Source organism: Methylobacterium sp. B1, assembly GCF_000333255.1.
In the GTDB taxonomy this organism is placed as follows: domain Bacteria; phylum Pseudomonadota; class Alphaproteobacteria; order Rhizobiales; family Beijerinckiaceae; genus Methylobacterium; species Methylobacterium fujisawaense.
In genome coordinates this window covers 1-14650 of record NZ_BACT01000211.1, presented here as the reverse complement: position 1 = coordinate 14650, position 14650 = coordinate 1, and the positions used below count along the sequence as shown (strand labels likewise).

8 protein-coding genes and 2 pseudogenes are annotated in these 14650 nt (G+C 66.0%); 2 read left to right on the top strand and 8 right to left on the bottom strand.

All coding sequences use genetic code 11. From position 1 onward, the window contains the following. The 4 genes and pseudogenes from I53_RS05650 to I53_RS05635 form a co-directional block, all read right to left on the bottom strand. A pseudogene (locus tag I53_RS05650) lies at positions 1-318 on the bottom strand (GGDEF domain-containing protein); the annotation flags it as partial. Further along, entirely contained in the window at positions 315-1124 is an 810-nt protein-coding gene (locus I53_RS05645; protein ID WP_043347639.1) for a substrate-binding domain-containing protein, read from the bottom strand. The pseudogene I53_RS05650 and the gene I53_RS05645, both read right to left, overlap by 4 nt. 75 nt (positions 1125-1199) lie before the next feature. Next, positions 1200-2237: a 2Fe-2S iron-sulfur cluster-binding protein gene (locus I53_RS05640; protein ID WP_043347638.1), complete on the bottom strand. Its 1038-nt coding sequence runs from the start codon at positions 2235-2237 to the stop codon at positions 1200-1202. 14 nt (positions 2238-2251) lie between these two features. Next, positions 2252-4012, bottom strand: a complete 1761-nt coding sequence (locus tag I53_RS05635; protein WP_043347635.1) for an ethylbenzene dehydrogenase-related protein — start codon at positions 4010-4012, stop codon at positions 2252-2254. 848 nt (positions 4013-4860) lie between these two features. On the opposite strand from I53_RS05635, the gene I53_RS05630 reads away from it, so the two are divergent. Both I53_RS05630 and I53_RS05625 read left to right on the top strand, forming a co-directional pair. Then, on the top strand, positions 4861-6459 hold the full coding sequence (locus I53_RS05630; RefSeq protein ID WP_043347634.1) for a porin: 1599 nt from the start codon (positions 4861-4863) through the stop codon (positions 6457-6459). A 719-nt stretch (positions 6460-7178) separates the two neighbouring features. Continuing rightward, positions 7179-7472: a hypothetical protein gene (locus I53_RS05625; RefSeq protein WP_043347631.1), complete on the top strand. Its 294-nt coding sequence runs from the start codon at positions 7179-7181 to the stop codon at positions 7470-7472. A gap of 66 nt (positions 7473-7538) precedes the next feature. Here I53_RS05625 and I53_RS05620 read toward each other — a convergent pair whose 3' ends face one another. The 4 genes and pseudogenes from I53_RS05620 to I53_RS05605 all read right to left on the bottom strand — a co-directional run bounded on the left by I53_RS05620 (position 7539) and on the right by I53_RS05605 (position 14421). Next, positions 7539-8924, bottom strand: a complete 1386-nt coding sequence (locus I53_RS05620) for an ATP-binding protein (protein ID WP_043347628.1) — start codon at positions 8922-8924, stop codon at positions 7539-7541. Next, positions 8911-9591, bottom strand: coding sequence for a response regulator transcription factor (locus tag I53_RS05615; RefSeq protein WP_043347627.1), 681 nt, complete (start codon positions 9589-9591; stop codon positions 8911-8913). The genes I53_RS05620 and I53_RS05615 overlap by 14 nt, the downstream gene beginning before the upstream one ends. 176 nt (positions 9592-9767) lie before the next feature. Next, positions 9768-11153, bottom strand: coding sequence for an efflux RND transporter periplasmic adaptor subunit (locus I53_RS05610; protein ID WP_043347625.1), 1386 nt, complete (start codon positions 11151-11153; stop codon positions 9768-9770). Continuing rightward, positions 11153-14421: pseudogene (locus I53_RS05605) on the bottom strand (efflux RND transporter permease subunit). Before I53_RS05605 ends, I53_RS05610 begins: the two are co-directional and overlap by 1 nt. Positions 14422-14650: the final 229 nt, after the last annotated feature.

The window sequence follows — 14650 nt, the reverse complement described above, 5'->3', positions numbered from 1 at the left end:
GAGTTCCGACGCCGCCACCGTGTTGCCGGAGAACACCGCCTTCACCACATCCCAGCGCTTTGCCATGGTGGCGAAGCGGCGCTCGACATCCTCACGCTGCATCGCGAGTCGGGCCGCGGCGAGCTTGGCATCGCTCAGGAGGCGATCGGAGAGCTGGGTTTCGGACCAGGTCGTGACTTCCTGCGCCTGTTCCCGCAACGTCTGCTCGGAGCGGAGAACCACGAGGAAAACGAGAGCCGCGAGTGCGATCGCGGCCGTCGAGAGCGTCGCACCGACGAGGCGCGCGCGCAGGGATCGCGAGAAGACGGTGCCCGTCACGGCTTGAGCGGGGCGCCGCCCCGCTCCGCCATCAGCTGCCCGGCGCGATCCGACGTGGCGAAGGCGAGGAACGCCGACGCCTCCGCGTCTTTCGTGGCGGTCTTGTAGATGAGCGCCAGGGTCACCGCGCTGGGATAGCCCGGGTCACGCGGCGCCCTGCCGTCGATCGACAGGACCGTGAAATCGCTTGCCAGACCCGGAGAGAAAGGGCCGAAGCCGATGGCGCCGGGCGTATCCCGAACGGTCGCGATCGCGTCCTGCGTGGTGGTCGCGGTCTTCGAGCGGCTGGTCAGGACGAGATCACGCCAGCCCGGCATGGTCGCCCGGAGCACCGACAGCGTGCTGTCGGTCTCCTCGCGGCGGACCACCCGGATCTTCAGATCGGGCCCGCCGAGGGCACTCCAGTTGTCGATCCCGCCCGAGAAGACCGCGGCCACCTGCGCGCTCGTCAACGTCGCCACGCCGACACCGCGATGAACGAAGATCGCCGACGGAATTCGGATGAGCGGCACCTCCACGAGGCCCTGCGCTTTCTCCGTCTCGGTGAGCGGACGCGCGACCCGCCCGAGCTTCTGGCGCTCACCGCCCACGCTCGCCACGGCCCCCCCGGAGCCAATGCTCGGGGGAACCGAGACGCGGGCTTGGCCATGCTCCGCATTGTAGGAATCGGCGACGGCCTGGAGCATCTCGATCCCGTCGCCCGTACCCACGATCGGGAGATCCTCCGCCCGGACGCCGGTCGACGCGGTCAGAAGGAGAATGGCGAGCGCGGTAGCGCTTCGAACGTTCGCGAATATGGGGCCCATTGCCGCAGAATGCGTCTCGAATGCTTAACCTCGAGTCACCAACTAGGTTGCTTTGAAGATGTGGTTGACGATCTGCTAGGCGACCGGATCCGTTTTCGCGGTCCGATTACCTGCCACGCGCTGGAGAAAACGCTGGAGGAAGTTCGTGTCGGACGGCGGGCTCCGGTCCGGCTTGTGTGTGGCGGCGTAGAACGGATCAGCGTAGCAGGTCGCACCAGTCGCGGCCGCCAGGAACTGCACCGCCGCGACCATCTCGGGGGCGCCGGCGGCCAGAACCGTGTCGTCCCGCGTGAGCCTCGGCAGATGGAGGGTCGGCCGCCCGGCTCGGGCGTCGGAGGGTGGGTTGCGACCGCTGCACGTCAAGATCGTCGCCGCCCCCCGGTCGCGCAGCCATTCCAGGGCCGGACGCATGTAGAGATTCTGCGGCTCGCGCGTGCCGGCCACGACGAGCAGGTCGCGCTTCGGCTCGCGCAGGCGGCTCGCTCGGGCGACGGCCCAGGCGGGCGCAAAGCCGACGCCGGACGAAACGACGACGAGACGACCGCGCCCCGACCTGTGAAACGCGGCTCCGAACGGACCCTCGACCTTCACGGCGGTTCCCGGTCCGATCCGTCCGCCGAGCTGCGGCGACACCACGCCGTCGGGCTGCCGGCGGATCTGGAAGATCAATTCGTTCAGCTCGCCGGATCCGTCCATGCGGAGGGTCGGGCTGTAGTCGCGGGCGGGCAGGCCGGCGAAGGAGACGCGGAGGTACTGTCCCGGGAGATAGATCAGCCGCTTGCGCAACGCGACCGTGACCTCGACGATCTCGGCAGTGAGCTCGACCACGCTGTCCACGATGCCGGCCCGCCGCACGACGTCGGGAACCTCGTCGAACTCGATGGCGATGTCGGCGGTCAGACGCGCCCGGCACGCCAGGACGGTGTCGCCGATGCGGGTCCCGGCATCGTCCACCGAGCCGGAATGGATCCGGACCCGACAGGTGTCGCACTGGCCGGTGGCGCAATCGTGCGGGATCGCTTGGCCGGATGCCAGACCCGCGTCGAGGAGGGTCTGTCCGGCGCCGGCGCTGATGGGCCGGCCATTGACGACGAGGGAGACGCGATCGGTCATGCTGCGATCCCGCGTCAGCGCAGCAGGACTTCGACCGGCCGCATGTGCCGCGTGTGGCGGGTCTGCGTGTGATCGAAGGCCGAGACGTAGAGGAAGAACTTGCTGCCGGGCAGGAAATCGACATCGTACTTGCTGCCGGTCGCGATCTTGCGCGAGGCCACCAGGGTCCAATGGTCGTCAGCCCAGTCGGCCGCCGCCGAGATTCCGGCCCGATCGCCCGAATAGCCGTCGGTCATGAGTACACCCGGCATGACGGTCCCGACCGGTATCTCTGCGTCGCCGGCCGCCGAGTAGGCAACCGTCTCGGTCTTCTCGACCATCCACCACGCCGAGCCCGGCGCGGTACTGGCATCGAGGCCCAGATCGATCGTCCCGAGCCTGGCCACGGTGGCCCGCCAGTCCTTGGGCAGCCGCAGCGGCTCGACGGCGCCTTCGTAGCCACCGGGGCCCTCGAAGCGGAAATTGTAGCGGTACGTGCTTGTGCCGGGATCGCCCCAGTAGCCCGCCTGGTAGCGGCCCTTCACCGCCCGCTCCGCGGCGGTCGGCTCGGTGGGCGGCCCGATATGCATGTCCTCGACGACGCCCAGCATGCCGCCCCGGGCCGCCTTCCACTGCCACATGTCGATGTAGCTGCCGTCGGTGGTGTAGTGGTAGCCGCGGCCGTTCAGAGGCGCGGGGGCGTCCGGCAGGGGGCGGGCACCGAGATGGGTCGAGCCGCCGCTGCCGAAGGCATCGGAGCGCGAGAAGATTACGGCGAGCTTGTCTTCATAGTATCCGGTCACGTCCGCCTTGGCGGCGTCCGCGTCGAGGAGATGCCAGCCGTCGGCCTTCTTGATCATCGGCACGCGCTTCAGCGAGCGGGAGGGGTCCCACCATCGAAAAGCGAAGTAGACGTTCGCCCCATCGCGAACCGCGCGGATCTCCACGGTGGTCTCGCCGGTGCCGCCGAAATTGGCGCCTTGCATCGTCCGGACCGAAACCGGTCGGGCGGTGCGCCAGACGGGATCGTCGAGGAGCTTCGACAGGTCGGGCCCGACCGGAACCTTGTCGACCACGAGGGTGGAGCGACCCGTCAGATCTGCCCAGGCCAGCAAACCCACCACGGGCAGGCCGACGATTGCGGCCGCCAGCAAGGGCCGACGGCGGCGGGTCGCCCCGTCCGCCAGGGGCGCGGGGCGGAAGAGCCGCAGGAGCTGCCACAGCCCGCCATACATGAAATGCGCGAGGGTGTGGATGGCGATGTAGGCCAGCGCGCCCAGGGCGCAGGTGGCGTGCAGCCAGACGACCCAGCCGCCATAGCCGAGATAGAGCGCGATGCCGGTACCGGTCAGGACAAGGGTGACGGCATAGATCAGCCAGTGCAGGGCGACGTTGACGCCACCCCACCGCGCCTTCCGCGCCGCCTTGCTCCGGCCGCTAACGCGGAGCGCGCGGAGCCGGGACAGGCCATTGCGATCCGTGAGACGTCCGCGCACGAGGTAGACGACATAGGCCGTGATCGCGAAGAACAGCGTGAGACCAGCCACGAAGTGCACGGTCCAGACTTCGCCCTGCGGCAGAAACGGGGCCAGGAATTTCGCGGTGCGCGCCACAGGAGCGTCGGCCGAGATGCGCAGGCCCGTGAGCAGGCTCGCAACCATCGCGCCGGCGACGATCCAATGGATGACGATCGTGCCGGTATCGGAGCGGGGATGCCGGTCGAGGCGCACGCCCGGTTCGGACGGTGCCGCGGCGCCACGAGGCGGATGGGGCGCGAGGGTCAGCGGTTCCGACATTCGATCCTCCGCTCAATCGGCGCAATTTATCCGACCTGCGTTAGGACTTTGTAAATCATAGACCACACCCGGCGATATGGCCGAGCTTTCAAATCCGAGATTCCTCGCGGATATGCTTAACGGCGCCGTCCTGAGCGATCGACCGAATCCCCCGTTGCGAAACGGTCCGGCCATCGTGGTTCGGCGACCGATCGCATCGGCTGCGCCATCGTTTCCATTCGGGGTCCGCTGATGCCCGCGGGCAATGGCCGGCGGATCCATGTCGCATCCTGCCGGCCTGCTTTGTCCGGCTGGTAGGGCGGGCCGGCCATCGAGCGACATCGGCACGGCATTCGGTCCAATGCACGCTCAGGAGCGTCAGCGCCTCCCTCGAGAGCATGACCGCAGAGGCTTTCGGTCTCCCCGGACCGATGGGGCCGCCGGCGGGAACGCGGGGCGCGGACGGCGATCCGTTTCGATGGTTGCGCGTGACATCGCGACGACGGACAGGCGCCGTGGCGCCGCCGCTCACCCGGACGATCGGCGATCCCGTCCGCGGCTTCCCCCTGAGCAGGACCTTGCCTGGCCGCGGAAACGTCGCAACCGCAAAGCCCCGCGCTTCGTCGTCGTTTCAAGATTCAGATACAAAAACAAATTTAAGGAACCGAATTGTAGTTGAAAAATACAAGTCTAATTTATTTGTAAAATCATTACTTGATAGATACGGTCAAGCTGCCGATCGATAGGCCGGCCAAATCTTCAAAACACTGCGACGTCGCATCGTGCCGGTCATCCCGCACGCGCGTGAACGCGGATCATTGGGTTGACGCTGGCACCTCCATGGCCACGGCGTCGGATGCGGGGACACCATGACCAAAATCAAGGCGCTGTTACTGGGCTCTTCAGCTCTGATGCTTCCGATTGCAGGCGCACAAGCCGCAGATTTGCCGACCCTGAAGTCAGCGCCAGTCGAATTCGTGCGCGTTTGCAACGCGTACGGAGCGGGCTTTTTCTATATTCCCGGCACTGATACCTGCCTCCGCATATCCGGCAGGGCGCGGTATGACTTCCTGTATCAGACCAGCAAGGTCCGCACCGGCGGTGGCGGCGACCTGACCGGATATCTGGGCCTGATGCGGATCAACCTCGATGCGCGGACCCAGACCGATTACGGAACCCTGAGAGCCTTCCTGCGGGTCGACGTCGCCAACCGCAGCGGCCCGTTCCTGACCTCCGGATCGAGGCAGCGCGAGAGCCTGGCGATCGCCGGACTCGGCGCCGACGCGTTCGGGCGCACGCAAACCTACATCAACGCCGACAAGGCGTTCATTCAATTCGCCGGCCTGACCGCGGGCCGCGCCTCCTCGTTCTTCGACTTCTATGCCCACGACTTCGAGCTGATCGGCGGAACGGCCGGATCCGACACGTTCAGCACGAACCTGCTCGCCTATTCGGCGACGCTCGGGAACGGCGTCACCCTGACGGCCTCCATGGAAGACCCGGTCTATCGCCGCTTCCCGATCTTCGGCACTGGGGCCGCTGTCGGCGCCTTCACGGCGGGCGGCGGGTTCGCGGGCTACAGCAACGCCTTCAACCCGTTCACGCCCGCGACCTTCCTCGCGCCGATCGTGGTCGGTCCCGGCAACGTGGCTTTCGTCGATGTGACCCAGAAAAGCCGGATGCCCGACTTCATCGGCGTGGCACGCATCGATCAGGCCTGGGGATCCGCCCAGGTGTCGGCCGCCGTCCACGAGATCAATGCGGGCGATGCCGGAAGCACGGTGGGGGGCATCACCACGGCCACCACCGGTCTCGGCATATCGCCCACGGGACGCGCGTCGAACGCCTATGGATGGGCGGTCCAGGGCGGCCTGAAGGTCAATCTGCCGTTCATCGCGACGGGCGATACGCTGTACCTCCAGGGCGCCTACGGCCAGGGTGCCATCGCCTATACGGGCATCTCGAACTACACGGCTCCGTACGATGCCCTCGGCGCAGCGCCCGTGGGTGGCGGCTCGTTCGCCCAATACTACGCCGATGCGGTCCTCAACCCCACCACGGGCCGTCTCGAGCTGTCGACGTCATTTTCGGCCGTCGCGTCGATGCTCCACTACTGGTCACCGGCCTGGCGGTCGGCCTTCTTCGGAAGCTACGCTCAGATCGATTACAATTCGAAGGGCCGCAATGCCCTCGGCCTCCTGGGCTTCGGCTTCGCACCGGCCGGCGCCAGCGCCTCCAATGCCCTGGCCTTCGCCACAAGCCCTGTCCTGAGAGGAAACAACCAGATCATCACCGGCGCGAGCCTGATCTGGACTCCGGTGAAGGACCTGGATATCGGGGTCGAGGGTGAGTACATCCGCACCGCCCTCAACAATGGTGTGACGCCCGACATCTCGAAGAACGCGCTGCGCTACGTGAGTTCTCAGGACGCGGCCCAGTTCCGCTTCCGTGTGCAGCGGGACTTCTGAGCGCCAGCGACGCGCGCAACCACTCACAACAAGAAATTTCGAGCCCAGCCATTCGGCTGGGCTTCTGTTTGACCGGAAGACGATTGGGAATTTTCGGTTTTGTTCGGCAAATAAAACTTCTTTTAATTGATACTGCCGCGGAAGGAGCTACAACCAATACAGCTCTTCGGCGGCTCGCTTCGCCTCCGGTCGAGCAGATGCTACGGTTTCAGATCGGCGGGCCCGGGTACCAGGGCAAGGCCGACCTGATCCAAAGCTTCAGACCCAAAAGACTCTGCCGACCGGGTAACCGGTCGGCTTTTTCATGTTCGACGCCGGCCGGCATCCAGGTGAGCGATCTCCTGCGCCATCTCCCGGGTCAAAGACCGGATTTTGCAGGCCTTCGAGCGCCACCCCGCACAGCGTCTCAAGCCGCACAGGCGTGTTGCGCAACCGTCGGGCGTTGTCGGCCCGAAAAGCCGTCGCTTCGTTCACCGAGCCAAATGCCAGCAAACCCCATGCAGAGGGCCGCGTCCGCGATCCCGACGCGGCGGGCTCGAACGCCGTTCGCGCTGCACTCCGCCTTCGCCAAGGTCAAAAATTCAAAAATCCTTTCAAGATTGAAGCCGAAACAAAGAGCGAAAGAATTATTCTGCAATAAAATATAGCATTTAAACCGTCTGTGCTGCATGTATTACTCACGTCGCCGGTTCGCGACAGAACAAAGACGGGAGATTATCATGAAGAACATTGTCCTGGCCTGTTCCATGGGCGCCATGCTGATCGCGGCTCCGGCGTTCGCGCAGGATGGAGGTCCGTCGATCGATCCGAGCCTCATCATCCGGACAAACGGCAGCGGTCTCGACGCTTGGTCCGCCTCCGAGGGCAACGACAAAGCCGGCGGCATGTGGGAAGGCGCGACCGGCTACAGCGCGGCCGTTCAGCGGCCCGCCTCGATCGGGACGGTCCCGGCCAATCCTCAGTGGAGTCGCTACAACACCCGCGAGCGTCGACACGGGCGGTCGTCCTACTGAGACGCCGCATCGAAGGCTCCGCGCGCCCGGCGCTCCTCATGACGGGAGTGGCCGGGCGCGGCGGCGCTAGAGGGCGGGGGCGGGGACAAGGTCGATGGACGGCGTGTTCGCGACCGTGCGGGCCCATCGGAAGGTGGCGCAGCAGCCGGCGCCGTCGCTGGCGATGTCGAAGGTGGCACTGTGGAGCCGCGCGATGGAATCGACCAAGCTCAGGCCGATCCCGAAGCCGCTCTTGTCGGTCTTCAAGGCACCGCGACGGTACCGCGCCCGCACCGCGCTGAGTTCGTCCGCCGGGATGCCGCAGCCGGTATCGACGACGCGGATGCCCGCCGGATGCTGGAGCAGCGTGACCGCGACCTCTCCGCCGGCCGGGGTGAACTTCAAGGCGTTGTCGATCAAGTTGCTCGCCGCCTCGAAGATCAGGCTGCGATCACCCTCCACGAGGCAGGGCCCGTCCGGCCGCTCCCAGCGCATCCGGATGCCGCGCTCCACGGCCAGCGGCTCGTAATACTCGACGGCGTCCTCGAGCAAACGCCCGAGATCGACCTCGGTGAAGCCCGATCGGCGCAGCCGGTCCTCCATCTCCGAAATCCGCAGCAGCGCCGAGAAGCGCACGACGATCGACTTGACCTCGGCAAGCACGTCCTCGTTGCAGGCCCGGAAGGCCTCGACGCTGTCGGCCTTGCGCAGCGACCGTTCCAGCGTGCCGACCACCCGTGTCAGCGGAGTCCGCAGGTCGTGGGCGATGTTCTCGTTGACACCCTTGATCTCCAGCATCAGCCGCTGAAGCTGATCCAGCATGTCGTTGACCACACGCGTGAGGTGCGCGAGGTCGGCCGAGACGCCGCGCGTCGGCAGTCGCTCGCTCAGATCGCCCCGCATGATGCGCTCCACCGCCTTGGTGATCGCATCGTTCTGCCGCAGGGAGCCGGCCCCGAAGACCACGGCGCCGATCAGACCGATGACGATGGTGGCGATCATGCCCCAGACGAAGGTCTCGACCAGCGCCTTTTCCAGGGTCTCCAGATCCTTGGCAGACCGGCTGACGAGGACATACTCGCCGCTCGGCAGCTCCGTGAGTTGGCTGAACAGCGCGCGGGTGCCGTGATCCGTCGGCTGTGACAGGATGAACGGCCGGCCAACCGGCGCCGTGACCGGGAAGGGGATCGGTGCGCCGGCCCGGCGCGTCTGATCGGGCCCGAACAGCACCAGCGGGCGGCCGCCTTCGGCGAAATCCTCGGAGGCGTCGATCCGTTCGCGCAGCGCGCGCGGGGACAGCCCCAGAAGATGCTTCGACTCCCATCCCACCCATTCGAACGCGGCCTTGCGGCCGTAGCTGCGGGTGTCGACGTACAGGAAGGCCGACAGCGCGAGCGACGCGGTTCCGAAGGTCGCGAAGAACAGGCAGGCGACCCGGAAGCCGCTCGTGCGCCGGACTTCAAGCAGGCGCACGGAGGATGAAGCCTGTGTTGCGCACGGTATGGATGCGGGGGTTGAGCCCGTCGGGATCGAGTTTCTTCCGGATCTTGCCGATATGGACGTCGATGACGCTCGACTGGTGATTGAAGCTGTAGCCCCAGACGGATTCGAAGATCATTTTCCGGCTGACGAGGGTGCCGGCGTTCTGCATGAGGAACTCGATGATCGCGAATTCCTTGGGCAGGAGTTCGATCTCGCGCTCGGCGCAGTAGAGGACGCGGTCGATCAGATCGAGGCGGAGATCGCCGACGACGAGTTCGTTGACCGCCTCGGCGGCCATCTTGCGGCGGGCCAGCGCGTCGACGCGGGCGGTGAGTTCGATGAACTCGAACGGCTTGGCGAGGTAGTCGTCGCCGCCGGCGCGCAGGCCGTCGACGCGCTCGTTGACGGCCGAGAGGGCGCTGAGGATCAGGACCGGCGTCGACACCTTGGCGGCGCGCAGCTTGGTCAACAGCGACAGGCCGTCAATCTCCGGAAGCATCCGGTCCAGAACGATCACGTCAAATTTACCGTCGAGGGCCTTGCGTAATCCGATACTGCCGCTTGGGGCCTCGTCAACCTGAAATCCGTATTCCGCGAGTGCCGATCCGATCTCGGCCGCGACCCGCCGGTCGTCCTCTACCACCAATACGCTAGCCATCCGTTTTTCCTTCTTATTTTGTATTCGTCGGCTCTGCTTGGTCTCCTGCAGCTCGGAGGAGGTGCCGGAAATATCCTCTTCGGTTCCGGAGTCAAATGGGGACGGCTCGGGGCTATCGCTCTGCATCATCGGTTCGGCAAAGCTTACAGGGGAGCGCGGGATCTGAACCATGCGCCTCACTCCGCGCTCGCCTGCTCGGAGAGCTTGGCTGTGGGGATCCGGGAAGCGGTGGGGCCTTTCGGATTGACCCGGCCGCCTTCCCGGAGGTCGGCAGGCGGGTTGAGGACGACCATTTCACCGCTGCTAAGGCCGCTGCGCAGTTCGAGGCGGGTGCCGAGATCCCGCGCGATCGTGATCGGCCGGAGATGCACAATGTCGTCCGTGCCGACCACGGCGACCTGCGTTCCGCCTGCGTCGAAGATGAGCGCCTCGGATGGGATGACCACGCGCGGGTGCATGCGCGGGACCTCGAAGGTCACGGCGACGTAGAGGCCCGGTCGCAACGTTCCCTCCGGATTGGCGACGTCCACCTCGGTGTCGAGCGTCCGGACCGAGGATTGGAGGGCGACCGAGCTGCGCGACACCGTGCCCGCGAAGGTGCGATCCGGGATCTGCGCAACCTGAACGCGCGCCTTCACGCCATCATGGATGCCCACCGCCGCCGATTGCGGCACCTGCACGGTCACGCGCAGGACATCAATGCTGTCGATCGAAAAGAGCGGCGTCCCGCTGCCGGCATCGCCATGGACGAGGTCGCCGACGTCGACCTTGCGGGCGACGATGATGCCGTCGAAGGGCGCGACCACGTTCTCGAAGGTCGTCAGGGTGCGAAGCCGTTCGACGGTGGCCTGCTGCGCGGTGATGTTGGCCTCCGCGACCTTCACCTTCGCCTGCGCGGCGGCAAGGGAGGCCGTGGCCGTCAGCATGCCGGCGCGGGTCTGGTCGGCATTCTGCTTGGACGCCCAGCCCTGACCGGCCAGGGTCGCGGTGCGCGCGTCGGTGACGTTCGCCAGCGTCACGTTGGCTTTGGCCTGCTCCACGTCCGCCTGCGCCACCGCCAGTTGGGCCTTGAACTGACCAAGCTGGGCTTCGGCCTGCCGGGCCTGCTGATCCAGGTCCGGTGCGGCGATGCGGACGAGCAGATCGCCCTTCTTCACCCGCGAGCCGATATCGACCTTGCGTTCGGCGATGTAGCCGGTGGCACGGGCGAAGATGTCGGCATGGTCGAACGCCTCGGTCTGCCCCGGCAGGGTCAGCCGCATGGGCCCGTCATCCACGGTCGCTGGGCCGGTGCGGACCGTAGGCACGAAGTCCACGGCCTCGGCCTGGGTCTCCAGCGACGCCCGATAGACGTCCCAATGGTGCCACGCGCCGAGCCCGAGGGCGCTGCCAAGGGCGAGGAACGCCACCAGGAAGGGCCGCTTGCGCGGCGGCGATGGCGCGGCATGAGCCAGGGTCTCCCCGGCCTCGTCCCGCCGCAGCGGATCGACCTCGAGCGCGTGCTGGTGCGCCCGCGCGGCAGGCTCGGCGCCGGCCTCGGGAGGGTCGGTGAAAGCAGTCATCAATAATCCTCGAGGGGCTTGATCGGCTGACGCCGGAGCAGGGTGTAGAGGAGGGGGACGAACAGCAGCGTCGACACGGTTCCCATCCCGATCCCGCCCATCACCGCGCGGGCGAGGGCGGCGTTCTGCTCGGCGCCTTCGCCGGCGCCGATCGCCATGGGGATCAGGCCCAGGAACATGGCGGACGCTGTCATCAGCACAGGCCGCAGGCGGGTATGCCCGGCCATGAGGGCGGCCTCGCGGGCCGAGCAGCCGGTGGCTTCCCGATGCTCCTTGGCGAAGGTGACGAGCAGGATCGAGTTCGCGCTCGCGACGCCGACCGACATGATCGCCCCGAACAGGGCCGGGATCGAGAACGCCGTGCTGGTGATGAACAGGCTCATCACGATGCCGCAGAAAGCGAGCGGCAGCGCCGCGATGACCCGAAGGGATCGACCCAGGTCTGGTAGTTCAGGACGAGCAGCAGGTAGACCGCCACCAGGGCGATGCCGAGCCCGAGCTCGATCCGCGAGAACGCGCTCTCCATGCTCTCGATCTGGCCGCGGACCAGGATCCTGTCCGGCGCCGGGAGCTGAGCCTGTTCGTCGGCGACGATCCGGTCGACGGCGGTGCGCACGCTGCCGAGATCGGCGTTCTGGACGTTGGCGAGGATGTCGAGGGTCGGCTGCTGGTTGACGTGGTTGATGACCGTCTGCTCCGGCTGCCGCTGCATCGTGGCGATGTTCGACAGCAGGATCGGAATGCCCGGCTTGTCCTGCCCGTTCGCATGGACGGAGACCGGCGTATTCATCAGCTGATGAATATCGGCGTTGCGCCATTCCGGCGTCTGGACCCAGAGCTGATAGGGCATCCCGGACTTCGGATCGGCCCAGAAGTTCGGGCTGACCTGGAATGAGCCGGAGAGCGAGACGTTCAGATTCTGAGCGATGGATTGTTCGCTGACCCCCATTTCGGACGCCAGCCTCCGGTCGACATTCACGTACATCTGCGGCGCGTCGACGATCTGGTGCAGGTGGACATCGACCGCGCCTCGGACCGCCGCGATGCGGCGGACGAGATCCCGCGCCATGGCCAAGTCCTTGTCGTCGTGACGTCCGGACACTTGAACGTCGATCTGGGCGACGATTCCGAAGTTCAGGATCTGCGTGATGATGTCGGAGGGCTGGAAGTAGAAGATGTCGTCCGGGAAGGCCTCGTGCAGAACCTTGCGCAGGCGCTTTTCATAGAAGGAAATCGGCTTGTGCTCGCCTTTCAAGTTGATCAGCATCTGCCCGTCGTTGTAGGCGACGAAGGAGGCATCCATGAACGCGAAATTGTAGTTCGATGCCGGTAGGCCGATATTGTCCAGGATGAGTCCGAGTTCGTCCTTCGGGACGACCTGCCTGACGACGTCCTCGACCTGCGCGAAGGTCTTTTCCGCCTGCTCGATCCGCTCGCCGGGCCGCGTGCGGATGTGCAGCGTCATCTGGCTGGATTCGATCTGCGGGAAATAATCCTGCCCGACGAAGGGAAAGATCGCCGCGGTCACCGCGAAGACGGCCATCACGCCGACCAGGGCGCGGGCCGGGTGGCTGATCACGGCGGAGAGCAGTCCGACATAGCCGGCGTGGAACCGCGCGAAGCCCCGCTCGAAGGCTGCCTGGAAGGCGAGGGCGCCACGCACCGGATACCGCAACGCCCAGACGAGCGGCCGCACCGCGAAGCCGAGCACGCGCCCGAGGACCGAGCGGCGCCGGGGCGCCGCGGGCTCTTCGATTCCCAGCTCCGACCCGCCGTGATGCTGCGCGTATTCCGGTGCGACGAGGACGTCGATCAGGATCGCCACCAGCGTCCGAGACAGCAGGTACGAGGTCAGCATCGCGAAGACCACCGCCTCGGCCTGCGGGACGAAGAGGTAGCGGGGCGCATCGGTGAGGAAGAAGACCGCCGAGAAGGCCGAGCAGATGGCCAGCGTCGAGATCAGGGCCGGCTTGGCGATACCGGCGACGCCCTCGACCACGGAGCGCCTGAACGAGAAGCCCTCCTCGAACATCCGGTAGGTGTTCTCGATTGCCACGGTGGCATCGTCCACCAGGATACCCACCGCCAGGGCGAGGCCGCCCAGGGTCATCACGTTGATGGTCTGGCCCAGGGCGACCAGGATCGACAGAGAGGTGAGGATGCAGAGGGGGATCGAGACGAGCACCACGATGGTCGAGCGCCACGACCCCAGGAACAGCAGGATCGCGAGGCCTGTGAGGCCGGCCGCGATCACCGCTTCGCGCACCACGTCGGAGATGGCGTCCGAGACGAAGACCGACTGATCGAACAGCGGCGTGATCGTCATGCCCTTCGGTGCGGCCGCGTGGATGTCGGGCAGGGCGCCCTTGACGGCATTCACGACGTCCAGGGTCGAGGCCGCGCCGTTCTTGAGGACCTGCAGCAGGACCGAATGGTGCCCATCCGCGCGGACGATGTTGATCTGCGGCGGCGAACCGTCCCGGACATGGGCGACATCCCGCAGCAGAACCGGCTGGTTGTTCTCGACTTTGATGGGAATGCGGTTGAGCTGATCGACCAGCTGCGGACTCGAATTCAGGCGCACGGTGTATTGCTGCGTCCCGATCTTCGCGAGCCCGGAGGGCACCACGAGGTTCTGCTTGAGGACCGCGTTCAGGACATCGAGCGGCGTCATGCCGATCGCACGCAGCTTGGCGGGATCGAGATCGACCATGACCTGACGCGGTGCGCCGCCATAGGGCGACGGCAGCGTGGAGCCCGGCACCTCGGCGAGCCGCCGGCGGGTCCGGTACTGCGCGTAGTCGAAAACCTTGGTGAGCGGCAGCTTGGATGACGACAGCGCCATCTGGATGACCGGCACCGAGGAGGCGGAGAAGCGCATGATGACGGGGGGCTGCACGCCCGGCGGCATGCGCGAGCGGATCGCGTTCATGGCCGAGTCGACCTGGGTCATCGCCAGATCGATGCTGACCGCCGAATCGAAGTAGATCCGCTCGGTCACGGTGCCCTGGATCGAGGTCGATTCGATCCGCCTGATGTTGTTCACGTTACTCGACAGCGAGAACTCGCTGTAATTCGTGATCCGCTGGACCATGTCGGTGGCATCGAGGCCGTTGTAGGTCCACACCACGACCACAACCGGTATGTCGACGGCGGGAAGGACGTCCTTGGGGGCCACGGCAATGGAGCCGACGCCCGCGAGGAACATCAGGACGGCAAGAACATAGAAGCTCTTGCGAAACTTCAGGGCGAACCGGACGAGTTCCATGTGACCTGTCGGATCTTCCATCATGATCCGGCCCCCGTCCCGTGCGGCCGGGCCGCGGGAACATCGAGCAGATCACGCCTCGTTTTCAGAGAGAACACAGGGCGAATGCCCGGCGCGGAAGAGATATAGCTTTCGCTGAAACACTCTTCGAATGAATTCGACACGACAATCTAAAGCGGATTTCAGAAATAAAAACGCCCCAGCTCTCTTAGGATCGCCGGGCTCCATA

Bases quoted from the DNA above. Each gene is read 5' to 3' on its own strand.
- I53_RS05645 (WP_043347639.1), bottom strand. From the start codon at position 1,124: ATGGGCCCCATATTCGCGAACGTTCGAAGCGCTACCGCGCTCGCCATT.
- I53_RS05640 (WP_043347638.1), bottom strand. From the start codon at position 2,237: ATGACCGATCGCGTCTCCCTCGTCGTCAATGGCCGGCCCATCAGCGCC.
- I53_RS05635 (WP_043347635.1), bottom strand. From the start codon at position 4,012: ATGTCGGAACCGCTGACCCTCGCGCCCCATCCGCCTCGTGGCGCCGCG.
- I53_RS05630 (WP_043347634.1), top strand. From the start codon at position 4,861: ATGACCAAAATCAAGGCGCTGTTACTGGGCTCTTCAGCTCTGATGCTT.
- I53_RS05625 (WP_043347631.1), top strand. From the start codon at position 7,179: ATGAAGAACATTGTCCTGGCCTGTTCCATGGGCGCCATGCTGATCGCG.
- I53_RS05615 (WP_043347627.1), bottom strand. From the start codon at position 9,591: ATGGCTAGCGTATTGGTGGTAGAGGACGACCGGCGGGTCGCGGCCGAG.
- I53_RS05610 (WP_043347625.1), bottom strand. From the start codon at position 11,153: ATGACTGCTTTCACCGACCCTCCCGAGGCCGGCGCCGAGCCTGCCGCG.